The organism is Halomonas lysinitropha (assembly GCF_902500215.1).
GTDB lineage: Bacteria > Pseudomonadota > Gammaproteobacteria > Pseudomonadales > Halomonadaceae > Halomonas > Halomonas lysinitropha.
In genome coordinates, this window is record NZ_CABVOU010000039.1 from 315,054 (window position 1) to 339,764 (window position 24,711).

General features: G+C 65.1%; 21 protein-coding genes. 19 read left to right on the forward strand and 2 right to left on the reverse strand.

Features of this window, described 5'->3' with window-relative positions; genetic code table 11:
• Positions 1 to 50 precede the first annotated feature (50 nt).
• The 19 genes from leuC (at position 51) to HALO32_RS13245 (ending at position 23,024) form a co-directional block, all read left to right on the forward strand.
• Entirely contained in the window at positions 51 to 1,511 is a 1,461-nt protein-coding gene (leuC, locus tag HALO32_RS13155; RefSeq protein WP_151444314.1) for a 3-isopropylmalate dehydratase large subunit, read from the forward strand.
• A gap of 3 nt (positions 1,512 to 1,514) precedes the next feature.
• Positions 1,515 to 2,168 carry a 3-isopropylmalate dehydratase small subunit gene (leuD, locus tag HALO32_RS13160; protein WP_151444315.1) on the forward strand — a complete coding sequence of 218 codons (654 nt, stop codon included), beginning with the start codon at positions 1,515 to 1,517 and terminating at the stop codon, positions 2,166 to 2,168.
• 189 nt (positions 2,169 to 2,357) lie between these two features.
• Positions 2,358 to 3,437, forward strand: coding sequence for a 3-isopropylmalate dehydrogenase (gene leuB / locus HALO32_RS13165; protein ID WP_151444317.1), 1,080 nt, complete (start codon positions 2,358 to 2,360; stop codon positions 3,435 to 3,437).
• A 354-nt stretch (positions 3,438 to 3,791) separates the two neighbouring features.
• Entirely contained in the window at positions 3,792 to 4,904 is a 1,113-nt protein-coding gene (gene asd, locus HALO32_RS13170; RefSeq protein ID WP_151444318.1) for an aspartate-semialdehyde dehydrogenase, read from the forward strand.
• A 271-nt stretch (positions 4,905 to 5,175) separates the two neighbouring features.
• Positions 5,176 to 8,013, forward strand: coding sequence for a FimV/HubP family polar landmark protein (locus HALO32_RS13175; protein ID WP_151444320.1), 2,838 nt, complete (start codon positions 5,176 to 5,178; stop codon positions 8,011 to 8,013).
• A 6-nt stretch (positions 8,014 to 8,019) separates the two neighbouring features.
• Complete coding sequence (gene truA / locus HALO32_RS13180) at positions 8,020 to 8,940, forward strand: tRNA pseudouridine(38-40) synthase TruA (RefSeq protein ID WP_151444322.1); 921 nt, start codon at positions 8,020 to 8,022, stop codon at positions 8,938 to 8,940.
• Positions 8,937 to 9,575, forward strand: coding sequence for a phosphoribosylanthranilate isomerase (locus HALO32_RS13185; protein ID WP_151444323.1), 639 nt, complete (start codon positions 8,937 to 8,939; stop codon positions 9,573 to 9,575). The genes truA and HALO32_RS13185 overlap by 4 nt, the downstream gene beginning before the upstream one ends.
• A 60-nt stretch (positions 9,576 to 9,635) precedes the next feature.
• Positions 9,636 to 10,850 (forward strand): tryptophan synthase subunit beta, encoded by a 1,215-nt coding sequence (gene trpB, locus HALO32_RS13190; protein ID WP_151444325.1) that lies wholly within the window; start codon positions 9,636 to 9,638, stop codon positions 10,848 to 10,850.
• A gap of 14 nt (positions 10,851 to 10,864) precedes the next feature.
• A complete protein-coding gene (gene trpA, locus HALO32_RS13195; protein ID WP_151444562.1) occupies positions 10,865 to 11,668 on the forward strand; it encodes a tryptophan synthase subunit alpha in 804 nt (267 codons plus the stop codon).
• A gap of 78 nt (positions 11,669 to 11,746) precedes the next feature.
• The gene (gene accD, locus HALO32_RS13200) at positions 11,747 to 12,766 is read left to right on the forward strand and encodes an acetyl-CoA carboxylase, carboxyltransferase subunit beta (RefSeq protein WP_151444327.1); all 1,020 of its coding nucleotides are present in this window, start codon (positions 11,747 to 11,749) and stop codon (positions 12,764 to 12,766) included.
• Positions 12,767 to 12,775: 9 nt separating this feature from the next.
• Positions 12,776 to 14,101: a bifunctional tetrahydrofolate synthase/dihydrofolate synthase gene (gene folC, locus HALO32_RS13205; protein WP_151444329.1), complete on the forward strand. Its 1,326-nt coding sequence runs from the start codon at positions 12,776 to 12,778 to the stop codon at positions 14,099 to 14,101.
• Positions 14,102 to 14,109: 8 nt separating this feature from the next.
• Positions 14,110 to 14,769: an SPOR domain-containing protein gene (locus HALO32_RS13210; protein ID WP_225810000.1), complete on the forward strand. Its 660-nt coding sequence runs from the start codon at positions 14,110 to 14,112 to the stop codon at positions 14,767 to 14,769.
• A gap of 2 nt (positions 14,770 to 14,771) precedes the next feature.
• Complete coding sequence (locus HALO32_RS13215; RefSeq protein ID WP_151444331.1) at positions 14,772 to 15,365, forward strand: CvpA family protein; 594 nt, start codon at positions 14,772 to 14,774, stop codon at positions 15,363 to 15,365.
• A gap of 78 nt (positions 15,366 to 15,443) precedes the next feature.
• Positions 15,444 to 16,967: an amidophosphoribosyltransferase gene (gene purF / locus HALO32_RS13220; RefSeq protein ID WP_151444334.1), complete on the forward strand. Its 1,524-nt coding sequence runs from the start codon at positions 15,444 to 15,446 to the stop codon at positions 16,965 to 16,967.
• A 10-nt stretch (positions 16,968 to 16,977) separates the two neighbouring features.
• A complete protein-coding gene (locus HALO32_RS13225) occupies positions 16,978 to 18,174 on the forward strand; it encodes an O-succinylhomoserine sulfhydrylase (protein ID WP_151444336.1) in 1,197 nt (398 codons plus the stop codon).
• 159 nt (positions 18,175 to 18,333) lie between these two features.
• Positions 18,334 to 18,888: a cytochrome b gene (locus tag HALO32_RS13230; RefSeq protein WP_151444337.1), complete on the forward strand. Its 555-nt coding sequence runs from the start codon at positions 18,334 to 18,336 to the stop codon at positions 18,886 to 18,888.
• Positions 18,889 to 18,925: 37 nt separating this feature from the next.
• Positions 18,926 to 19,513: a YceI family protein gene (locus HALO32_RS13235; RefSeq protein ID WP_151444338.1), complete on the forward strand. Its 588-nt coding sequence runs from the start codon at positions 18,926 to 18,928 to the stop codon at positions 19,511 to 19,513.
• Between the two features lie 267 nt (positions 19,514 to 19,780).
• Positions 19,781 to 21,607, forward strand: coding sequence for a putative bifunctional diguanylate cyclase/phosphodiesterase (locus HALO32_RS13240; protein ID WP_151444340.1), 1,827 nt, complete (start codon positions 19,781 to 19,783; stop codon positions 21,605 to 21,607).
• Positions 21,608 to 21,725: 118 nt separating this feature from the next.
• Entirely contained in the window at positions 21,726 to 23,024 is a 1,299-nt protein-coding gene (locus HALO32_RS13245) for an MATE family efflux transporter (RefSeq protein ID WP_151444563.1), read from the forward strand.
• A gap of 115 nt (positions 23,025 to 23,139) precedes the next feature.
• Here the strand turns inward: HALO32_RS13245 and HALO32_RS13250 are convergent, their stop codons facing one another.
• Both HALO32_RS13250 and HALO32_RS13255 read right to left on the reverse strand, forming a co-directional pair.
• Positions 23,140 to 24,327, reverse strand: a complete 1,188-nt coding sequence (locus HALO32_RS13250) for an amino acid aminotransferase (protein ID WP_151444342.1) — start codon at positions 24,325 to 24,327, stop codon at positions 23,140 to 23,142.
• Complete coding sequence (locus HALO32_RS13255; protein ID WP_151444344.1) at positions 24,328 to 24,666, reverse strand: 4a-hydroxytetrahydrobiopterin dehydratase; 339 nt, start codon at positions 24,664 to 24,666, stop codon at positions 24,328 to 24,330. It abuts the gene before it with no gap.
• Positions 24,667 to 24,711 lie beyond the last annotated feature (45 nt).

The window sequence follows — 24,711 nt, forward strand, 5'->3', positions numbered from 1 at the left end:
ATGCCTATGACTGGACAGAAAATGAAGGGCCCAAGGCCCGGGAGAGCGATATGGCAGGCCAGACACTCTACGACAAGCTGTGGTCGCAGCACCTCGTCAAGGAGCGTGGTGATGGCACCGCGCTGATCTACATCGACCGTCAACTGCTCCACGAAGTGACATCGCCCCAGGCCTTCGAGGGGCTGCGTCTGGCGGGGCGCAAGCCGTGGCGTATCGACGCCAACCTGGCCACCCCGGACCACAACGTGCCCACCACCCTCAAGGAGCGCGCGGAGGGGAACGCCGGCATCAAGGACCCGGTGTCGCTGATCCAGGTGCAGACCCTCGACGACAACTGCGGCGAGTTCGGCATCGAGGAGTTCAAGATCAATGACCCGCGCCAGGGGATCGTCCACGTGGTAGGACCGGAGCAGGGCGCCACCCTGCCTGGGATGACCGTGGTCTGCGGTGATTCCCATACCGCCACCCACGGCGCCTTCGCCGCCCTGGCCCACGGCATCGGCACCTCCGAAGTGGAGCACGTGCTCGCCACGCAGTGTCTGCTGGCGCAGAAGATGAAGAACATGCAGGTGCGCGTCGAGGGTGAACTTGGCACAGGCGTCACCGCCAAGGATATCGTGCTGGCCATCATCGGCCGGATCGGCACCGCCGGCGGTACCGGCTATGCCATCGAGTTCGCCGGCAGCGCCATCCGCGAACTCTCCATGGAAGGCCGGATGACCGTCTGCAACATGGCCATCGAGGCGGGGGCGCGGGTCGGCCTGATCGCCGTGGACGACACTACCATCGACTACCTGCGTGACCGTCACTATGCGCCCACCGGTGAGCAGTGGGACGCCGCGGTGGCCGACTGGCACAATCTCGTCTCCGATGCCGACGCCGCCTTCGACAAGGTGGTGACCCTGGATGCCGCCGAGATCGAGCCGCAGGTCTCCTGGGGCACCAGTCCCGAGATGGTCACCGGCATCTCCGGCGAGGTGCCCGATCCGGCCGAGGCCGGCGACGAGACCACCCAGCGTGGCTACACCCGGGCCCTCGAGTACATGGGGCTGGCAGCGAGGCAGAAGATCACCGATATTCGTCTCGACAAGGTGTTTATCGGCTCCTGCACCAACTCGCGCATCGAGGACCTGCGCGAGGCGGCCAAGGTGGCGCGCGGCAAGAAGGTGGCCGATTCCATCCAGCTGGCCATGGTGGTCCCGGGCTCCGGCCTGGTGAAACGCCAGGCCGAGGCGGAGGGCCTCGACAAGGTCTTCATCGAGGCGGGATTCGAGTGGCGCGAGCCTGGCTGCTCCATGTGCCTGGCCATGAACGCCGACAAGCTGGGGGCCGGCGAGCACTGCGCCTCCACCTCCAACCGCAACTTCGAGGGTCGCCAGGGCTTCGGCGGGCGCACCCACCTGGTCAGCCCGGCCATGGCGGCGGCCGCGGCCATCGCCGGCCACTTCGTGGATGTGAGGGGACTTGGAACCGATGCTGCCAATGACGACGTCCAGGGTCAGGAGGCCTGAACCATGAAGAAATTCGAACGCACCCAAGGCCTCGTCGCGCCGCTCGACCGGGCCAACGTCGACACCGACCTGATCATTCCCAAGCAGTTTCTGAAATCGATCAAGCGCACCGGCTTCGGTGTCAACCTCTTCGACGAACTGCGTTACCTCGACGAAGGGCAGCCCGGTCAGGATGTCTCCCAGCGCCCGAAGAACCCCGACTTCGTGCTCAATCAGCTGCGCTATGAGGGGGCCAGCGTGCTGCTGACGCGTCGCAACTTCGGTTGCGGCAGCTCACGCGAGCATGCACCCTGGGCCCTGGAGGATTTCGGCTTCCGCGTGGTGATCGCGCCGAGCTTCGCCGATATCTTCTACAACAACGCCTTCAAGAATGGCCTGCTGCTGGTGACCCTGCCCGAGGAGACCGTGGATCGCCTGTTCGACGAGGTCGAGGCCAACGAGGGTTACCGGCTCGACGTGGATCTCGAGAACCAGCGGGTGATCACGCCCTTCGGTGAGATTTTCGAATTCGAGGTGGACGCGTTCCGCAAGCAGTGCCTGCTGGAAGGCCTGGACGACATCGGCATCACCTTGAAGGACGAGGACGCCATCCGTGCCTTCGAGGCGAAGCACCGCGCGGCGCGGCCCTGGCTGTTTCGCGATTCCGCTCAGGCTTGACAACCTCTTACACCCTTGCCGACGGGAACGCGGGCTGATCCGGCGGCAGGCCCCGAAGTGTCGGACCATCGGGGAGGCGCTGTGAATACTTCCCTGTACGCTACCGATGCCATCCCTGGCATAGGACCTCCTCTTCGGCCTGCCCCCGGCGCCCTTGTTACCCGGCTGTAGTTGCACAAGGACCAATTAATGACTCAGAAGATTCTTGTACTGCCGGGTGATGGCATCGGCCCCGAGATCACCGCCCAGGCCTCCCGTATCCTGGCCGCCTGCCAGGCCCGCGGCCTCGACGTCGAGGTCTTCGAGGGGCTGTTGGGCGGCGCCGCCTATGACGCTCACGGCGAGCCGCTGCCCGCCGAGACCCTGGAAAAGGCCAAGGCGGCGCGCGGCATCCTGCTGGGCGCCGTGGGCGGCCCCAAGTGGGACAAGATCGAGGACCTCGCCAAGCGCCCGGAAAAGGGCCTGCTTGGCGTTCGCAAGCAGCTGGGCCTGTTCGGCAATCTGCGTCCGGCCATCACCTATCCCCAGCTGGCGTCTGCCTCCAGCCTCAAGCCGGAACTGGTGGCCGGCCTGGACATCATGATCGTGCGCGAGCTCACCGGCGGCATCTACTTCGGTCAGCCCCGCGGCATCGAGGAGCGTGATGGCGAGCGGGTGGGCTTCAATACCTACGTCTATTCCGAGAGCGAGATCGAGCGTATCGGCCGGGTCGCCTTCGAGATGGCGCAAAAGCGCAGCAAGAAGCTCTGCAGCGTCGACAAGGCCAACGTGCTCGAGGTCACCATCCTGTGGCGCGAGGTGATGGAGCGCCTGGCGCCGGAGTACCCGGACGTCGAGCTCTCCCACATGTACGTCGACAACGCCGCCATGCAGCTGGTACGTGCCCCCAAGCAGTTCGACGTCGTGGTGACCGGCAACATGTTCGGCGACATCCTCTCGGACGCCGCCGCCATGCTCACCGGCTCCATCGGCATGCTGCCTTCCGCCTCCCTCAACGAGAGCGGCCAGGGCATGTACGAGCCCTGCCACGGCAGCGCCCCGGACATCGCCGGCCAGGGCATCGCCAATCCGCTCGCCACCATTCTCTCGGTGGCCATGATGCTGCGCTACTCCCTGGACGCGCCGGCCATGGCCAAGCGCATCGAGGATGCGGTGGGCAAGGTGCTGGATGACGGCCTGCGAACCGCCGATATTGCCGCCGAAGGCACGCGTACCGTCTCCACCGCCGAGATGGGAGACGCCGTGCTGGCGGCGTTCGAGGCGTTGTAAGCAGCGTTGGTTTTTAGGGCGCCTGGCGGCACCATCGCGATAAGAAGTCGGAGCGCCGAACCGTCGCTCCCATAACTCCGGTTTAGCTCCGAGGCACTGTGGGAGCGATGCTTGCATCGCGATCCGTCGCGCAGCGACGGTGCGTTTACCTAGGCGCCTGACGGCGCCATCGCGCTGCAAGCAGTGCTCCCACAGTATGCGCTGGCATCGTGCCCTTGTAGGAGCGAACGGTTCGATGCCTCGACGCTCGCGTCGCGATACGTCGCGCAGCGGCGGTGGGTCGCCCTGGTCGCCTGCGAGGCGGGCCTCCTTTCTGTATAATATCTCTCACATTCGATTTCTGGAGGACTTCACATGTTGAAAGTCGGTTTTGTCGGTTGGCGTGGCATGGTGGGTTCCGTGCTGATGCAGCGGATGATCGATGACGGTGACTTCAAGGGCATCGAGCCGATCTTCTTCACCACCTCCCAGGTTGGCCAGGACGGCCCCGATGTCGGCGTCGACGTTCCCCCGCTGAAGGACGCCTTCGACCTGGAAGCCCTCAAGGCGCTGGACGTGGTCGTGACCTGCCAGGGCGGCGAGTACACCGAGAAGGTCTATGGTGACCTGCGCCAGGGTGGCTGGAAGGGCTACTGGATCGACGCCGCCAGCACCCTGCGCATGGCCGACGAGGCAACCATCGTCCTCGACCCGGTCAACCGGCGCGTCATCGATGCCCAGCTGGCCAAGGGTGCCAGGACCTTCGTCGGCGGCAACTGCACCGTCAGCCTGATGCTGATGGGGCTGGGCGGCCTGTTCGAGGCTGACCTGATCGAGTGGATGACCTCCATGACGTATCAGGCTGCGTCCGGCTCCGGCGCCAAGCACATGCGCGAGCTGCTCAACCAGATGGGCGGCCTGCGCGACAGCGTGGCCGACGAGTTGGCCGATCCGGGCAGCGCCATTCTCGATATCGATCGCAAGGTCACCGCGGCCATGCGTAGCGGGGAATTCCCCACCGACAACTTCGGTGCCCCGCTGGCCGGCAGCCTGCTGCCCTGGATCGACAAGGCCATGGACAACGGCCAGAGCAAGGAGGAGTGGAAGGGCTCCGTGGAGACCAACAAGATCCTCGGCCTCCAGGACAACCCGATCCCCATCGACGGTCTCTGCGTGCGCATCGGCGCCATGCGTTCCCACAGCCAGGCCTTCACCATCAAGCTCAAGAAGGATGTCCCGATCGATGAGATCGAGGACCGCCTGGCCAAGCACAACGACTGGGTGAAGGTGATCTCCAACGACAAGGATGCCACCATCGATGGCCTGACGCCGGCGGCCGTCACTGGCACGATGAGCGTGCCGGTGGGGCGTCTGCGCAAGCTGGCCATGGGCGGCGAATATCTCTCGGCCTTCAGCGTCGGCGATCAGCTGCTGTGGGGCGCCGCCGAGCCGCTCAAGCGGATGCTGAAGATCCTGCGTGAGCAATAAATCCGATGGGGTCGTCAACGACCACTTGAGCAAAAAGCGGGGCGCCGACCAAGGCGCCCCGCTTTTCGTTGGCCATTGGTTGTCGGTTTTCGCGAGCGAGGGTCGCATCTCATGCGATCAATGGCTTATGTTTAAAGTACGATGAACAGTGATGATCCATGAGGGCGCCGGTAGAATGAATATGATACATATTCATCATAACGACTAAGAATATATTACCAGGCTACCGCCGGGCCCGGCGGGGCGCAGTGGAACGACGCAAGGGATCCCGATGAAACGCAAGCTGACATTTGCCATGCTGCTTTCGCTCTCCGCCGCCAGCCCGATGGCGCTGGCTCTGGGCCTGGGCGAGGCCGAGGTGAACTCGACGCTCAATGCACCGTTGCGGGCGAGCATCCCCTTGACTGACAGCAGCGGCTTGCAAGCTGAACTGCTCAATGTCTCGGTGGCCGATGAGAGTGCTTTCTCGGCGGCTGGCCTGCCGCGCACCCCGCTTGCGGCCAGCGTGAGGATGGGTGTGACTCGACGCCAGGGGCGTCTGGTAGTCGATCTGACCACTGAGCGCGCAGTTCGTGAGCCCTGGATCGACCTTCTGCTGCGCTTCGACTGGCCGAGTGGCCAGCAACTGCAGGAAGTGACCCTGCTGCTCGATCCGCCCGACTATGATCAGCTTCCGGCCCTGGTGGCGTCCTCGGCTTCACCGCAGCAGTCAGCATCCTCGCCGAGTTCTTCTTCCGCGGCCTCAGAACCCGGGCCGCGTCCGGTGGCGCGAACCTCCAGCGACGGCTCGGGAGACCCCGCACGGGTGCGCAGCGGCGATACCCTCTGGTCCGTGGCTGGCCGGCTGCGACCGGACAGCGGTATCAGCAGGAATCAGATGATGGTTGCCCTGGTGGAGGCCAATCCGGAGGTCTTCCCGTCCGGCAATATCAATGCCATGCGGGCCGGCTTCACGCTGGTAGTGCCGCCTCGTGAGGCCATCGCGGCACGCTCCTCTGCCGACGCTGAGCGTATCGTCCAGGCTATGAATCAGGCCTGGGCCAACCGCGGCAGTGGGGCACCGGCCAGGGTGGCCCTGGGCGGTTCCAACGATGCGGCAACATCGGCAGTGGCCAGTGCCCCTGCGCAGGAAGATGCGTCAGCTCAACCTGCCGCCGAGGCGCAGGCAGAGACGGCCGAGACAGAGCCCAGCGTTGCCTCCGACAATGATGAGAAAGTGACTGACGAGGAGGCCCCCCGGTTGACACTGCTCAGTGATGCCGAGGTGGCCGCTGAAGGTGTGGCGCCCGTCGAGGAGGACCAGGCCCAGCAGGAGAATGACGAGACTACCGACGCAAACCAGGCGGAGGTGATGACGGATGTCTCCCTGGCATTGCCCTCGGGTGATGCCGGTCAGGGGCCGTTCATCGACCCCGAGGTGCTGGGGTTGATGGCGGGCAGCGGCGGCCTTACCGAGGATCAGCGCCTGCTGCGCCTCGAGTCTCGCTGGCGCGAGAATCGTCAGGCCCTGGAGGCGGTTCGCAGTGAACGGGATGTGCTGCAATCTGAGCTCGGTGAGCTGCGAGAAGAGCTGGACGCCATGCGTGACCAGCTGGCCGCCCTGAGTGCCGGAGAACAAGGCGCTGATGCGGCAGGCAGCGGTGGCGTGGTGGCGCCTGGCAGCGAGCCGGAAACTTCCCAGCAGGCGCCTTGGTGGGGTGCGCTCTATCAGGGTGACTCCGGCCGCCATCTGTTGCTGGGTGGAGCCGGGCTGGCGGCACTGCTGGCGCTGTGGGCCCTGATACGTCGTCGTCGTCGCGAGGAGAGCGAGCCGACGGCGGTGTTCAGCGAGGTTCAGCCGTGGGACTCAACAGCAGGTGGTGTCGTGGTACCGGGTACCTCCGAAGCGCAGAGAGCCGATGTACGTCGCGAAGAGAGGGAGCTGTCGGTGCGCACGTCCATGCCCGAGGCCGAGGCCATCAGCGAAGCGGATATCTTTATCGCCTACGGGCGTCACGACCAGGCACGCGAACTGCTGGAATCCAACCTGGCACAAGAGCCAGACCGTGATGACCTGAGGCTCAAGCTTTTGGGGGTGCAGCTGTCCCAGGGCGACAATGCGGCGGCAACCCGACAGGCCGAGTTGCTGCGCGCCGGCGGGGATCCGGATATTCAGGTTCAGGTAGCTCATCTGATGGAGCGCCATGCTCACAGCGCTTCGTCGGCCTCTGCCACGGACACCTCGGCGAATACGCCTGCCGAACGGGCGGTCTTCCCCGAGGCCGACGAGCTTCCCCCGCGTCGCTTCGACGACGCCGATGCGACTGACGAGAGCGACGAGACGTACGGCGACGAAGCACCTGCGGCCGAGGAGGCATCACCCGCCGAGGCACCGGAGGAGTCTTCGGTCGCCTCGTCGGAGCCCGAAGAGACACCCCCCACCGTATCGCCGGAACCTGAAAAGGAATCTCCCGTCAGTGAACCGGCCGATCCGCTGGCTCGCTATCGGCCACCCGAACTGGAGCCAGAATCTCAGCAGGGCTCAGCCTCACGGGCGGGAGACATTGCCTCGTCCGCTCAGGATGGTGAGCCGTCCCGGGGCGACGAGCGGTCCGGTGCGGCGCCTGATCAGGAAGGTGTGTCGTCCCCCGGGGGCAAGCGCCCCGACGTGGCGACATCCGAAGGGCCGGAAGGGGGAGAGGAGTTTTCGTCAGTGCCACTGACCACTCGTGCCAGCGAAGACGGACGCGACGTCATCGACTATAGTCCGCCGACTCTGGAAGAGCGCCCGGCCCCTCGCCAAGAAACGCCGATGCAGCCCAGCGTGGAGTTCACCGCGTCCGACGCCGGGGACGACGCCGCGGTGGATACCAAGCCCGGCAACAACGCGGATCGCGACGTGCACGAGGAGTGGGACATCGAGGAGGTGGCCTTCCCGCCTCTCTCGCGGGATAATGCCCACTTTTCCGCGGCGGCTTCCTCCACATCGACCCTGGCCGAGGCGCGGCGCCTGCTTGACGCCGGCGAGTCCGGCCAGGCACGTGCCTTGCTCGAGAGCCTGATCGACGAGTCCCACGACCCGGATGTCAAGGAGGAGGCCCGCGAATTGCTGGACCAACCCCCGCAATGAGGCCGAATGACCCTTTTCCGAGCTCTCGATGAACACCGCCCCTTGGCCGGCCGCCTGGCCATGGGGGTGGAGTACGACGGCAGTGCTTACTCTGGCTTCCAGTTTCTCAAGCAGGCGCCCTCGGTGCAGGGCGCGCTTGAGAAGGCCCTGGGCAGGGTGGCCAGTCAGGCGGTGCGTGTCCACTCCAGTGGACGCACCGACTCCGGTGTCCATGCCACTCGCCAGATCATCCACTTCGATCCGCCGGTGCCGCGCTCCGAGAAGGCCTGGGTGTTTGGTGTGAACGCCAACCTGCCGCGCGATGTCGCCGTGCGCTGGGTCAAGGAGGTACCCGAGACCTTCCACTCCCGCTTCAAGGCACTGGCTCGCCGCTACCGCTATATCCTGCTCAATCAGCCTAGCCGTCCGGTGCTGGAGCGCGCCAACGTTACCTGGTGTCGCGATCCGCTGGACGCCGAGGCCATGCACCGCGCCGCCCAGGCCCTGGTGGGCGAGCATGACTTTTCCAGCTTCCGTGCCGCCGGCTGCCAGTCGAAGACCCCCTGGCGCCACCTGCACTTCATTGAGGTGCACCGCCACGGCCCGCTGGTGGTCATCGACGTCCAGGGCAATGCCTTCCTGCACCACATGATCCGAAATATCGTGGGTGCCCTGGTCACGGTGGGGCGCGGCCAGCGCGGCGAAGACTATCTGGGCGAGCTCATGGCGCTGAAGAACCGTCGGCTTGCCGATGTCACCGCCCCCGCGTGCGGCCTGCACTTCGTCGACTCCCTTTACGACGAGTGTTGGGGGTTGCCTCGCGAACCGCTGGGCCCCAACCTGCTGGCCTTCCTCGGCGAATGGACCGGCGAGCGAGCGCTTCCCGACTGCCCGATGGTCGAGTTTCGACGAGGCAGACCAGTGGCCGCCAGCCAGGAGGCGACATGACCGGACGTACCCGCGTGAAGTTCTGCGGCCTGACGCGTCCCCAGGATGTCGATGCCGCCGTGGCCGCGGGCGCCGACGCCCTGGGTTTCGTGCTCTGGCCGGGCAGCAAGCGCGCCGTGGACGCAACGCGTCTTGTCGAGCTGACCGCCCGAGTGCCGGCCTTTGTCACCCGGGTCGGGCTGTTTGTCGACGCCGAGTACGGTTGGATAGAGCGCTGCGCGCCCTGCCTGGATCTGCTGCAGTTTCATGGTGACGAGTCTCCCGACACCTGCCTTGCCGCCGGCCGTCCCTGGATCAAGGCACTGCGCATGCGCGATAGCCTCGACCTGCACGCCGCCGCCGAGACCTATGGCGGGGCACAGGCGCTGCTGCTGGACGCTTACCGGCCGGGCGTGCCGGGGGGCACCGGCGAGACCTTCGACTGGTCGCGAATCCCCGCAAGTCTGGCAAAACCTGTTATCCTCGCCGGAGGCCTGATGCCGGACAATGTGGCCGAGGCGATCGCGGCCGTGTCTCCCTTTGCCGTGGATGTCTCCGGTGGCATCGAAGTGTTCCCCGGCGTTAAGGACAGTGCGCGCATGACGGCCTTCCTGCGGGCCGTGCGCCGAGCTGATGACGCGCGTTGCGGTGCTTGAGCCCTTCGCTTCACCCTGTTTCCCCTACATCCCTTCTGGCGACCCTGTGAGGTGTCTTTCGTGAGCAAGTTCAGTGACCTGACCCGACTGCCGGATGCCCGCGGCCATTTCGGTGCCTATGGCGGCCGGTTCGTCTCGGAGACCCTGAGCTTCGCCCTGGATGAGCTGGAGAAGACCTATCTGAGTCTTCGTGAAGACCCGGCCTTCCTGGCGGAATTCGACTATGACCTGGCCCATTTCGTGGGCCGCCCGTCACCGCTCTATCATGCCGAGCGATGGTCGAAGCAGCTCGGTGGCGCACAGATCTGGCTCAAGCGCGAGGATCTCAACCACACCGGCGCCCACAAGGTGAACAACACCATCGGCCAGGCGCTGCTTGCCAAGAAGACCGGCAAGCCGCGAGTGATCGCCGAGACCGGGGCAGGGCAGCACGGCGTTGCATCTGCCACGGTGGCCGCGCGGCTGGGTCTGGAGTGCGATGTCTACATGGGGGCCGCGGATGTGGAGCGCCAGAAGCTCAACGTCTATCGCATGCGCCTGCTGGGGGCCAACGTCATCCCGGTGGAATCCGGCACTCGCACGCTCAAGGACGCCATGAATGAGGCGCTGCGCGATTGGGTGACCAACGTCGACACCACCTATTACATCATTGGCACCGTGGCCGGCCCCCATCCCTATCCCATGCTGGTGCGCGACTTCAACGCGGTGGCCGGGCGCGAGGCACGCCGCCAGTCCTTCGAGGAGTTCGGCAAGCTGCCTGATGCGTTGATCGCCTGCGTGGGCGGCGGCTCCAACGCCATGGGCCTCTTCTATCCCTTCGTCGAGGACGATGATGTCGTCATGTATGGCGTCGAGGCGGGCGGCGATGGCGTCGAGACCGGCCGCCATGCCGCGCCCCTGGCCTCCGGCGCACCTCGCGGCGTACTGCACGGCAACCGCACCTACCTGATGTCCGACGAGGGCGGCCAGGTCTCCGATACCCACTCGGTCTCGGCGGGCCTGGACTACCCGGGCGTCGGCCCCGAGCACGCGTTGTGGAAGGACGTGGGGCGGGTCAACTACGTGGCCGCCAACGACGATGACGTGCTGGCGGCCTTCCGCGAGCTGACCCACGTCGAGGGCATCATGCCGGCGCTGGAAACGGCTCATGCCCTGGCCTATGCCAAGGTGCTGGCGCCGACCATGCGCCCCGACCAGAACATCGTGATCAACCTCTCCGGTCGCGGTGACAAGGACATCATGACGGTGGCAAAGATCGACGGGATTGAATTCTGATGACGGCCCAGACCATGAATCGTATCGACCAACGCTTCGCCGCGCTGAAGGCCCAGGGGCGCCGTGCGCTGATTCCCTATATTACCGCCGGCGACCCGGCACCCGAGCACACCGTGGGGTTCATGCACACCCTGGTGGAGGCGGGGGCGGATGTCATCGAGTTGGGGGTGCCGTTCTCGGACCCCATGGCGGACGGGCCAGTGATCCAGAAGGCCTGCGAACGCGCCCTCAAGCACGGCGTGCGGCTCTCCCACCTGTTCGAGATGGTCCGCGAATTCCGCCAGACCGACAGCGAGACCCCGGTGGTGCTGATGGGCTACCTCAATCCGGTGGAGCGCATCGGCCTCGAGGCCTTCGCCGACCAGGCGGCCGAGGCCGGCGTCGATGGCGTGCTGATCGTCGACATGCCGCCGGAGGAGGCCGACGATGTCGGTCCGCTGCTCAAGGCCCGCGGGCTGGCCTCGATCTTCCTGGTCGCCCCTACCACTTCGCCGGCCCGGGCCGCTACAATATGCGCCCATGGCGAGGGCTACATCTACTATGTTTCGCTGAAGGGCGTGACCGGCTCGGCGACCCTGAATGCCGAGGATGTGGCCGCGCATCTGGCGCCGCTGCGCGAGATGACCGATCTGCCGCTGTGCGTGGGTTTCGGCATCCGCGATGGGGCCTCGGCGGCCGAGGTAGGCAAGGTGGCCGACGGCGTGATCGTCGGTTCCGCGCTCATCAATCGCGTTGCCGAGAATGCCGAACGCCCCGAGGCGATCCCGGCCGCGCTGAAGGCGGTGCTGGGGGAGATGCGCCAGGCGCTGGACGCCTGATCCGGGCTCGTCGCCAATCGAATCGATCCCGCCCCCGGCGCCGCCGAGGGCATCAGCCTATACGGAAGTGTTTCTGACATGAGCTGGCTAGACAAGATCGTGCCCTCGGTGGGCCGCATCCAGCGCAAGGATCGCCGGGCAAGCGTGCCTGACGGCCTGTGGCGCAAGTGCCCCAAGTGTGAGGCGGTGCTCTATCTTCCCGAACTGGAGAAGCACCACAACGTCTGCCCCAAGTGCGACCACCATCTTCGCCTGACCGCGCGCAAGCGGCTGGACTGGTTCCTGGACAAGGAGGGTCGCGAGGAGATCGCCGCCAACCTCGAGCCGGTGGACCGCCTCAAGTTCCGCGATTCCAAGAAGTACAAGGACCGCCTGGCGGCGGCCCAGAAGGAGACCGGGGAGAAGGATGCGCTGATCGCCATGCGCGGCTCCCTGGAAGGGCTGCCGGTGGTGGTGGTGGCCTTCGAGTTCACCTTCATGGGCGGTTCCATGGGCGCCGTGGTGGGCGAGAAGTTCGTGCGTGCCGCGACTGTTGCCCTGGAAGAGGGCATTCCGCTGATCTGCTTCTCCGCCTCCGGCGGCGCACGGATGCAGGAAGCGCTGTTTTCGCTGATGCAGATGGCCAAGACCTCGGCGGCCCTGGAGAAGCTCAAGCAGGCCGGCGTGCCCTATATCTCGGTGCTGACCGACCCGGTGTTCGGGGGTGTCTCGGCGTCGCTGGCGATGCTCGGCGATCTCAATGTGGCCGAGCCCAATGCGCTGATCGGCTTCGCCGGCCCCAGGGTCATCGAGCAGACGGTCCGCGAGCAACTGCCGGAAGGCTTCCAGCGCAGCGAGTTCCTGCTCGAGCACGGCACTGTGGACATGATCGTGTCTCGCGGGGAGATGCGCGAGCGGCTGGGTGGCGTGTTGCGCAAGCTGACTCACTGGCCCGTGGCCGGCGAGGAAGCTCCCGTCACTGACGAGCCCGATCTGGTGCAGGCCGCCGAGCAGGCCGAACAGGAAGCGGCCCAGTCGTCGACCAGCCCGTTGGACGCCGAGCCGGAGGCCGACCCTGATGCTGAGCAGGACGGCGAGCGTCCCGATCCCGCGCGCTGATCGATTGGCATGAGCGATCACGCCCTTCCCGATACGCTTCCGGCCTGGCTGGCCCGGCTGGAGACGACCCACCCGGTCGGTATCGACCTCGGCCTCGAGCGTGTGGCCGAGGTCGCTCGCCGCATGGGGCTCCTCGAGGCTCCGCTGTGCGAGCGGGTCATCACCGTGGCCGGTACCAACGGCAAGGGTTCGACCGTGGCCATGCTCGAGGCGCTGGCCCGTGCTCATGGCCTCTCCACGGCGGCCTATACTTCGCCCCATCTGCTGCGCTACAACGAACGCCTGCGTCTCGACAGCCAGGAGGCCGACGACGCAACTCTGATCGCCGGGTTCGAGGCGGTGGAACTGGCGCGGTGGGAAGGCGAACCCGTCAGCCTCACCTATTTCGAGGTGGGTACCCTGGGGGCGCTGTGGGTCATCGCCAGGGGGCAGGTAGACCTGGCTATCCTCGAGGTGGGGCTCGGTGGTCGGCTGGATGCGGTCAACGTCATCCACCCCGATGTGGCGGTGATCACCACCGTGGCCCAGGACCATGCGGCTTTCCTCGGCACCGACCTGCAGGGCATCGGCCGCGAGAAGGCCGGCATTCTGCGGGCCGGTCGGCCCGCGGTGCTGGGCAGCACGATGCTGCCCGCCAGCGTGCGTCAGGTGGCCACGGAGCTTGGCGCCGATGTCCATGCCCTGGGAGAGGCCTTCCGCCGCGAGGGAGAGGGCCCGGGCTGGCGCTTTAGTAGTTTTTGGGTTCAGACCCCGGTTACCGATCTCCCCGACCCCGGCCTGCCCCTGGACAATGCCGCCACGGCCCTGCAGGCGCTGACCCTGGTCGGCATCGAGCTGGACCCGCCTGCCTGTCGCCGCGCACTGGCCGGCGTCGAGCTGCCGGGCCGCATGCAGTGGCTGGGGCAGTGGTGCCTGGATGTCGGCCACAACCCCCATGCCGCCAACTACCTGGCCACGCGCCTGGCGGCGCGGCCCTGTACGGGTCGCACTTACGGCCTGCTGGGCATGCTCGCCGACAAGGATGCCGATGGCGTGATCAGTGCCCTGGCGCCGGTGGTGGATGTCTGGGTGCCAGCGAGTCTCGCGGGGGAGCGTGCCCGCAGCGCGGATGATCTGGCCGAGCGTCTGGCGCTTCACGGCGGCGAGGTGGGATACCGCGGCAGCTCGCCGGTCGATGCGGCCGAGTGGCTGGCAGCTCGGCTTCTACCCGAGGATCGGGTGCTGGTCTGCGGCTCCTTCTTCACCGTGGCCGAGGTGCTGGAATGGCGGCTGGCGATGAGCCAGGCGACGGATCAGACTGCAGGGGAAGACAAGGTCATCGAGGGAGCGAGATGAAGTACGGAATGCGAGAACGCCTCAGTGGAGCAGTGATCCTGATTGCCCTGGCGGTGATCTTCGTCCCCATGCTGTTCGACGAGCCGGCACCGCGCAGCGAGCGGCCTCAGCCGGTGATGACCATCGAGCAGCCGGTGGAGGTCGAGCGTCGTGACGTGCCCGACCCGGAGCCCCCGGCGAGCCTCGGGCAGATCCAGTCGCCCAGCGGGACATCGTCGTCTCGACAGGAGGCCACGGAGTCGCGGGTTGAACCGGAGGCCGAGCAGGCGGTGGAGGTCGTGGCCGAATCGCCTTCCGACGCGCCCTCTGATACCGAGCCCGCCGAGACGCGTGCAGCGCCCAGCGATGACCCCATTGCCGAGCTGGCCCGCGCCGCCGACGAGCGTCTGTCTGGCCAGGCCGAGCAGGCGAACCGCGAGCCGCCCGAGGCGGCTCCGGAGGGCGAGTGGGCCGTGCAGGTGGGCAGCTTCGGGGAGCCGTCCAATGCCGAGCGTCTGGAGTCGAATCTGGCCGCACAGGGCCTGCCCGTCTATAGCCGCGTCCGTGACAACGGCCTGACTACCGTCTATGTCGGACCCTACGCCACTTCCAGTGAAGGCGAGGAGGTGATGGCAGAACTCAAGGCCGAGTCCAATCTCCAGGGCCTGCTGGTACGGGCGGGTAACTGAGCATGGCGCTGACCTGGATCGACTGGCTCTTCGTGGCGGTGCTGGTGGTGACCGGGCTGACCGGTTTCCTGCGCGGGTTGGTCCGCGAGGCCCTGGGGCTGGCGGCCTGGATCATCGCCCTGCTGGCCGCGCGGCTACTCGCCGAGCCGGTGGCGAATCTGCTCTCGGGCATTATCGACAATCCGGATGGACGCCTGGTGCTGGCCTTCGTGCTGGTGATCTTCGCGGTCATCCTGCTCTGCGGCATCATCATCCGTGGGGTGCATGCGGCGGTGGAGTGGGTCGGAATGGGGCTGCTGAATCGGGTGACCGGCGCTGCCTTCGGCATGGCCAAGGGCGCGGCGATCCTGGTGCTGGCGACCATCCTCCTCAGCCTGACGCCGCTGGCCAAGCTTCAGGCCTGGCAGGACGCTGAGCTGCGGCCCACCTTCGAGCAGCTGCGCGACTGGGCGGTGAGTCACCTCGAGGCATGGGAAGGAGGCCTGCCCGAGACGCCCGATGCGCTGCGCGAGCTCTCTCTGCCGCGTTCCGAGCAGGCACCGGTAAACGACGCCGAGACGGCGCCGGCAGATGCCGAAGAGGCGACGGATCCCTGACAGATGCATTTCGGACGGGCGTATCGCGACCCGTCCTGACTCTTTGAAGCAAGTTCCGAGCGAGCGAGGTAAGGTGGAATGTGCGGTATCGTGGGCCTGATGGCCAAGCAGGCGGTGAACCAGGGGATCTATGACGCCCTGACGGTGCTCCAGCATCGCGGACAGGATGCCGCCGGCATGATGACCTGGCACGAGGGCCGCTTCCTGTTGCGCAAGAGCAACGGCCTGGTGCGGGACGTTTTCCATACTCGGCACATGACGCGTCTGAAGGGGAATCTGGGCATCGGCCATGTGCGCTACCCCACGGCAGGCTCCTCCAGCGAGGCGGAATCTCAACCCTTCTACGTGAACTCCCCTTACGGCATCACGCTGGCCCACAACGGCAACCTCACCAATTCCGATCAGCTCAAGCAGGAGTTGTTCTCCTCCGACCTTCGCCACATCAACACCAGCTCCGACTCCGAAGTGCTGCTCAACGTCTTTGCCCACGAACTCGGCAAGCAGGGTCTGCACCTGGAACCCGGTGACATCTTCGATGCGGTGCGACGCGTGTACCGTCGCTGCCGAGGGGGGTATGCCGCGGTGGCCATCATCAACGGCGTGGGGCTGGTGGCCTTCCGTGACCCCAATGGTATTCGTCCGGTGGTGTTCGGTACGCGCGACGAAGGCTACGGGCAGGAAGTGATGATCGCCTCCGAGTCGGTAGCCCTCGACGTCGGCGGCTTCGAGCTGCACCGTGACCTGGCCCCGGGGGAGGCCATCTTCGTCGACATGGACGGCACTATCCATACCCAGCAGTGTGCCGACCATCCGCGGCTGACCTCCTGCATCTTCGAGCATGTCTACCTGGCGCGTCCCGACTCCATTCTCGATGGCGCCTATGTCTATGGCACCCGCATGCAGATGGGCCGCAAGCTCGGGGACCGTATTCAGAGCGAATGGCCGGAGCATGATATCGACGTGGTGATTCCCATTCCCGATACCTCGCGTACCTCGGCACTGGAGCTGGCCCAACACCTGGGCGTGACCTATCGCGAGGGCTTCATGAAGAACCGCTATATCGGCCGGACCTTCATCATGCCAGGCCAGACCCAGCGCAAGAAGTCGGTGCGCCAGAAGCTCAATGCCATCGGCATCGAATTCAAGGACAAGAACGTGCTGCTGGTGGATGACTCCATCGTGCGCGGTACCACCTGCAAGCAGATCATTCTGATGGCCCGCGAGGCCGGTGCGCGCAAGGTCTATTTCGCCTCGGCCGCTCCTCCGGTGCGCTATCCCAACGTCTATGGCATCGATATGCCAGCCGCCAGCGAGCTGATTGCCCACGGACGCAGTGAGGCCGAGGTGGGGGAGCTGATCGGCGCAGACCGGATCTTCTATCAGGACCTCGACGATCTGCAGGCCGCCTGCCGCGAGGTGAATCCCGAGCTCGAGACCTTCGATTGTTCGGTGTTCGATGGCAAGTACGTGACGGGTGATATCGATGAGCGTTACCTGTCGGCCCTCGAGGCCTCACGCAGCGACGATGCCAAGCAGCAGCGCAGCGCCGGCGACCATGCCCTGGTGGGGATGCACAATCAGGAAGATGACATCGACGACTGAGAGGCAGGTCATGCAGCAGGATCAGACACCACAGCAGGAGTGGGCACTGGAAACCCTGGCAATCCGTGCCGGTCACCAGCGTACCCATGAACAGGAGCATGGCGAGCCGATCTTCCCGACCTCGAGCTTTGTCTATGGCAGCGCCGCCGAGGCGGCGGCCAAGTTCAGTGGCGAGGAACCGGGCAATGTCTACTCGCGCTTCACCAACCCGACAGTGCGCACCTTCGAGCAGCGCCTGGCGGCCATGGAGGGCGGTGAGCGTTGCGTGGCCACCAGTTCGGGCATGGCGGCGATCCTGGCCACCGCGCTGGCACTACTCAAGGCCGGCGACGAGATCGTGGCCTCGCGCTCTCTGTTCGGTTCCACGGTCAGCCTGTTCGACAAGTATCTCAGCAAGCTGGGCATCACCACGCGCTACGTGGAACTGTCCGACCTCGAGGCCTGGGAAGCGGCGATGACCCCGGCCACCCGGCTGCTGTTTGCCGAGACGCCGTCCAACCCGCTTTCCGAAGTGGTGGATATTGCGCAGTTGGCCAGGATCGCTCGACGCCACGGCGCCTGGCTGGCTATTGACAACTGCTTCCTCACCCCGGCGCTGCAGAAGCCGATTGCCCTGGGCGCCGACCTGGTGATCCACTCCGCCACCAAGTACCTGGACGGCCAGGGCAGGGCGATCGGAGGTGCCGTGGTGGGGCGCGACAAGGAACTCGAAGAGGTGTTCGGTGTGGTACGCACCTGCGGTCCTTGCCTGAGCCCCTTCAATGCCTGGATCTTCACCAAGGGCCTGGAGACACTCCACCTTCGCATGCGGGCTCACGGCGAGAATGCTCGCATCCTGGCGGAGTGGCTGGAGGGACATCCCGCCGTGGAGAAGGTCTACTACAGTGGCCTGACCACGCATCCGCAGCACGAGCTTGCCAGCCGCCAGCAGCAGGGCTTCGGGGCGGTGCTGGGTTTCGAGGTGAAGGGGGCGCGCGAGGCCGCCTGGTCAGTCATCGATGCGACACGGCTGCTTTCCATCACCGGCAATCTGGGTGACGTGAAGACCACCATCACCCATCCCGCTACCACCACCCATGGGCGCCTGTCGGCGGACCAGAAGGATGTCGCCGGCATTACCGAAGGGCTGATTCGAGTGGCGGTCGGCCTGGAGGCCATGGAAGACATCCGCGCCGACCTGGCCCGGGGGCTCGACGCTCTGGTGTGAGCTCGATTCGCCGTGGCTTACCTTGCCCCCTGCCATCCCTGGCGTGGCGGGGGGCATGTGGTTTTTCCGAACGGTGCGTTCGGCTTTTTTCAGCGGATGCCGATAATACGCTGCGGTAAGCTGTCGTCATCGATACGAGGCGGACCGAGGCACCGGATCATGTGGAAGAACACCCATAGCGGCTGGGGGCTGGTCAGCATCCTGCTGCACTGGATCAGTGCCCTGGCCATTATCGGCCTCTTTGCCCTGGGCTGGTGGATGACCGGGCTCGGCTATTATGACAGCTGGTACAACCTGGGGCCCTGGTGGCATCGCTCCGTTGGGATGTTGCTGCTTTTCGCCACCTTGCTACGTGTGGTCTGGCGCTTTGCCAATCCTGTGCCGGTGGAGAGGGGGCATCCCCTCGAGCGCCTGGCCGCGCATTTCGGCCACATCGGTCTTTACGTGCTGATGCTGGTAGTGCTGGTCAGCGGGTACCTGATCTCGACCGCTGATGGCAAGGGCATCAGCGTATTCGATGCTTTCGTGGTGCCCGCCCTGATCAGCGACCTCCCCAATCAAGCTACCGTGGCTGGCCAGGTTCACTGGTACAGCGCCCTGGCCCTTATCCTGCTGGCGGCGGGACATACCCTGGCCGCTCTGAAACACCATTGGGTTGATCGAAACGACGTCTTGATGCGTATGGTCGACCCGCGCCGTTCCCGTCGTCCCTGAGGCGATATTTTCCCGACACGACCCGAAGGAGAAATACATGATCAAGAAGACCGCTATTGCCACCGCCCTGAGTGCCGTCGCCCTGATGGGCATCAGTCAGGCTCAGGCCGCCGACTACGTCATCGATACCGATGATGGTCAGCATGCCTTCGTGCAGTTCAAGATTAGCCACCTGGGTTTCTCTTATATCCTCGGCAGCTTCGAGGAATTTTCCGGCACCTTCAGCTATGACCCCGATAATCTGGAGGCCTCCAGCGCCGGGATCGAGGTTCAGGTCGACAGTCTCAACAGCAACCATGCCGAGCGTGACAAGCACATCAAGAGCGATGACTTCCTTGATGCCAGCCAGTACCCCACTGCCACTTTCACGTCCATGGATTTCGAACCGACCGGGGACAACGAGGGCGTGCTGACCGGCGAGCTCACCCTGCACGGCGAGACCAACGAGATCGAGATGCCGGTCGTCCTGGTGGGGGAGGGCGAGGACCCGTGGGGCGGGTATCGTGCCGGCTTCGAGGGGACTACCATGCTGACGCTGGCCGACTTCGGTATCGACATGAGCGACTTCCCCGAGGTGATGCATGAGCTCGAGCTCTATGTGACCTTCGAAGGCATCCGTCAGTAAGGCTTCGGCCCGCGGGTTCGGCCCGTCGTTCAGCATGACGCCCCCCGGAGAATCCTTCGGGGGGCGTCTTGTTGCAGAGAGTGAGCAGCGATTCTCGTCGCTCGCCTGCCTCGGGCTTGTGGTGGTTAACCAGCATAATGCTCGGTGCCTTGCCGCCATCGGCATGCATGACTTATGCGTGTAGGATGAGACTTCTCGATGTCACACGCGGGGTTCAGCCCGCTTCTTGATGAAGAGCCACATCGTCCTCCGAAGATGAGGGATTCAATGGGCGGTCGCGATACCGGCTTCCGACACTGGCTGGCGCGTCGGTGGCAAGAGCTCAGAGCCAGAAAACCCGATGTCCAGGACGATAGCGTTGCTGACGACATCGGGGTCGTTCGCCGCCAGTATCTGGAGAGCGAGCAGCGTTTCCGGGCCCTGCTGGAGAGTCTGCCCAAGGTGGCAGTCCAGGGATATGATCGTGACCGTCGTGTGATCTACTGGAACGAGGCCAGCACCCGGCTTTATGGCTATGCCGCGTCGGAGGCCCAGGGCCAGCTGCTGGAAGAGTTGATCATTCCCGCGCCGATGCGGGAGCTGGTGATTCAGGCGCACGGGGCCTGGTTGAGGGAGGGGGTAGAAATTCCCGCCGAGGAGCTCGAGCTCCAGCACAAGAGCGAGGAACTCGTTCCGGTCTTCTCTCATCACGTCATGCTCGCCGAACACACCGACAATCCCCTGATGTTCTGTATCGATGTGGACCTCTCGGATCAGAAGCGAGCAAATCGCGAACTGGATTTCGCTACACGCTTTGATTCACTGACCCGCTTGCCCAATCGTCAGACCTTCGAGGCACGATTGGATGAGACCATCGCCGACTGTCGCCGACAGGGCGTTGGGCTAGCCCTTGTCTATCTCGACATCGATCACTTCGTGGACATCAATGATGCCCTCGGCTATGAACAGGGTGATCGATTGCTGATCGAGTTGACTCGGCGGCTTTACCTTGCGACGCGATCCTCCGACTTGATGTCTCGGCTCTCCAGCGACGAGTTCGTGATCGCCTTCCCGGGGTTCCAGCGCGAGGATGTGCTTCCGCAACTGGTGCACAAGGTCCAGCAGGTCCTCAGGGCTCCCTTCTTGATGAATGGTTCGCGGCGCCAGGTGTCGGCCTGCCTGGGCGTAAGTCTCTATCCGGATAACGGCAATACGGCGCGGGAGCTGATACGCAATGCTGATGTCGCCAAGAATCGAGCGAAGCTGGATGGTCGCGGCAGCGTGTGGTTCTTCGATCAGCAGCTTCACGACGAGTTGCTCCACCAGCATCGCCTTGTCGACCGGTTGGAGCGGGCCATGGACAGTGAAGAGCTCTCGCTGCACTACCAGCCGCAGGTAGCCGTTGGGAGTGGTCGCATCGAGAACCTGGAGGCGCTGCTTCGCTGGCAGCCGGCGGACGGGGCGCCGGTCTCCCCGGCCGAGTTCATTCCCCTCGCCGAACGCTCCGACCTGATCCATCGTCTCGGTGACTGGGTCATGGAGACCGCCTGCCATCAGCGTGCTCAGTGGCGAGACGCTGGCCGGGCCATCGAACGCATCGATATCAATTTCTCCGGCCGTCAGATGAGCCGGAGCGACGTATTCCAGCGTTTCGAGGATTGCCTGGCGCGTTATGATCTGGGACCGCGGCATATCGGTCTCGAGCTCACCGAGAATGTGCTGATCGAAGCCGACGACAGGGTGCTGGAGGGCTTGCAACGGCTCCATCACCTGGGCTTTCGCATTGCCATCGATGATTTCGGTACTGGCTACTCGTCGCTGAGCTACCTCAAGCACTTCCCGGTCACGGCGCTCAAGATCGACCGGACCTTCGTGCGGGATGCTCCGGACCAATCCGAGGATCGGGCGATCATGGAGGCCGCGATCTTTATCGGCCATCGTCTGGGGCTCGAGGTCGTGGCCGAGGGGGTCGAGAACCTTGAGCAGTTCACCCTGATTCGGGAGATGCGCTGCGACCTGGTCCAGGGGTTCTATTTCTTTCATCCCATGCCCGCCCCGGAGCTGGAGCGCGTGCTGGACGGGCTGCTGGTAGCGCACCAAGACGGTTCGTGCTGAGGACGACGCCACCTTGGCGTAGAATGCCAGGCTTCCGAACAGCCACGGAGCCCCTGTGAATTCCCACGACGAATCCCCTTCCTCGCTTGGTCTCGTCCTCTGGCGCCAGACCTGGCCCATGGCCATCGGCGTGCTGGCACTGCTCGGCTTCCAGCTGGTGGACAGTGCCTTCATCGCGCGGCTCGGCACGGCGCCGCTGGCTGCCCAGTCCTTCACTTTTCCGTTGTCCTTCCTGGTCATCGGCATCCAGGTGGGCATGGGAATCGCCATTGCGGCGTTGATCTCGCGGTCCCTGGGGGCAGGGGAGTCTGCCCGGGCACGGCGATTGGGCAGTCTGGTGCTGCTGGTGGGAACCGTGACGATTGCCCTGCTGGTATTGCTGCTGTGGGCCATCCAGACGCCGATCTTTACCCTGCTGGGGGCCGACGCGTCCACCCGTGAGCTGATCCGGGCGTACTGGACGCCCCAACTGCTGGCGGCCTGGCTGGGGGCCGTGCTCTATTTCGGCTATAGCCTGTTCCGGGCCCATGGGGATACCTGGCTGCCCGGCAAGATGATGGTGATCACCAGCCTGGTCAATCTGGTCCTTGATCCGTTGCTGATCTTCGGCATCGGGCCCTGGGCGGGTCTGGGATTGCCCGGGGCGGCCTGGGCAACGTCGATCGCCTTCGCAACCGGCCTGCTGGTACTGAGCCGTCGGCTGGTTGTCATGGACTGGCTGGCGGCCGAGGGGCTCCTCGGGGAGTTGCGCCGTTCGCTGGTGCCCTTCGCTGGCATTGCCGGCCCGGCCATGATCAGCCAACTGATGCCGCCCCTGGCGGCGATGCTCGCCATCTCGGTAGTGGCCTCCCTGGGCGAAGCTCAGGTGGCGGCCTGGGGGCTGGCCAGCCGCCTGGAAACCCTCTCGTTGATGGTAGTGCTGGCCATGACGATGTCGCTGCCGCCCTGGCTCGGACGCTGTTACGGTAGCGGTGACTGGGACCAGATACACCGGCTGATGCGCCTGGCGCTCAAGGTAGTGGTCGTCTGGCAGTTGTCGCTGGGTCTGCTGATGGCCCTGGCATCGCCCTGGGTGGCGCTTGCCCTTTCCGGCAATCCCGAGGTGCGCGATGACCTGGCGACGCTGATTCGCTTCCTGTTGCCCAGCTATGCGGCACTGGGCGTCTGCATGATCGTGGTCTCGGCGGGCAACGCCCTGGGCTGGCCGCTACGCGCCATGCTGATGTCGGCCGCCCGGCTGTTCGTCTTCTATCTGCCTTGCCTCTGGGTCGGGGCCTGGCTGGGGGACCTGCTGGGTCTGGCCATGGGGGCGGCGCTCGGCAACCTGCTGGCGGGACTGGCGGCCTGGCAGGTGCTGCGACGCATCCTCGCGGCTCCTCGCAGGCAGCCAGTGACGATGGAGCGTCCGATCAGCTAAGTGACGGGCAAGACAGAGTGCTCAGCGGGTAACTCTGAGGCCTCGCATTCTGGCTCGCCGCAACAACGACGCCCGGGCCGATGGCCCGGGCGTCGTCGTTGCCAGAATGCTGGTATCAGTTGACCGCGGCGATCGCCTTGGCCAGGTAGCCCAGGTTGTCGTGGGAGAAGCCCGCCACGTTGGCGCGGCCCGAGCGCACCATGTAGATGCCGAAGTCGTCGCGCAGGCGGTCGACCTGCTCGGGTGTCAGGCCGGTGTAGGAGAACATGCCGCGCTGCTCGGCCACGCAGGCGTATTTCTGGTCCAGCTCGTAGGGCTTCAGGGCCTCGACGAAGTCGCGACGCAGGGTGTTGATGCGGTCGCGCATCTCGGTGAGCTCCTCGCGCCAGACGGCCGCGAGCTCAGCGGAGTGCAGGATCTCGCTGACGATGGCACCGCCGTGGGCCGGCGGGTTCGAGTAGTTCTCACGGGCCACGATGGCGATCTGGGAGCGGACGTTTTCCATCTGCTCGTGATTCTTCGCCACCATGATCAGGCAGCCGGTGCGCTCGCAATAGATGCCGAAGTTCTTGGAACAGGAACTGGTGATGATGACCTCGTCGAGATTCTCGGCCATCAGCCGAACCCCGTAGGCGTCCTCATCCAGGCCCTCGCCGAAGCCTTGATAGGCGAAGTCGATCAGCGGTAGCAGGTTGCGCTCGCTGACGACTTCGAACACCTGCTGCCACTGGTCGCGAGAAAGATCGAAGCCGGTGGGGTTGTGGCAGCAGGCGTGGAGCAGCACCACGTCACCCTCGGGGATCTGCTTGAGCGCCCCCAGCATGCCGTCGAAGTCGAGACGGTTCTCGGCGTCCACATAGGGGTACTTGTGCAGGGTCAGGCCGGCGGCCGGGAAGATGCCCAGATGGTTCGGCCAGGTCGGGTCGGAGACCCAGATGTCCTTGCCGGGCAGCTGGGTGGCAATGAAGTCGGCCGCCAGTCGCAGGGCACCGGTGCCGCCGGGTGACTGGGTGGCGCTGGCACGCTTGGCCTCCAGCACCGGCGATCCGTCGCCCAGCACCATGGGCAGGATCACCTCGCCATATGCCGGCGCGCCATGCGAGCCGATGTAGGTCTTGGTGGTTTCGTTCTTGAGCAGCAGGGCCTCGGCTTCCTTGACGGCGCGCATCACAGGCGTATTGCCCTGGTCGTCCTTGTAGACGCCGACGCCGAGATCGACCTTCTGAGGGTTGGTGTCTTTCTTGAAGGCTTCGATCAGACCGAGGATGGCGTCCCCGGGAACCCGCTCAATTTTCTCGAACATTTATTTCGCTACCTCGTCGGTTCTGGCGGCAAGAATGAAATCGTTCCGGTGCAGGCCCTTGATCTTGTGTGACCACCAGGTCACGGTCACCTTGCCATATTCGGTAAGGATCGCGGGATGGTGATCGGCTTGCTCGGCGATCTCGCCAACCCGTTGGGTGAAGTCGAGAGCCTGCTGGAAGTCGCGGAACTTGAAGGTCCGCTCCAGTTGCATGATGCCATCGCGATCAACGATCTGCCACTCGGGGATATCGGCCTTGTACTGCTCGATCTCGTCCTCGGTCACCTTGGGGGCGTCGATGCTGCAGGCTTCGCACTGCTGTTCGGAAAGCTGGCTCATGGTATCTCCTTGTCGTTTCAATGGGTCGTTTGGTCAACCTTGCTC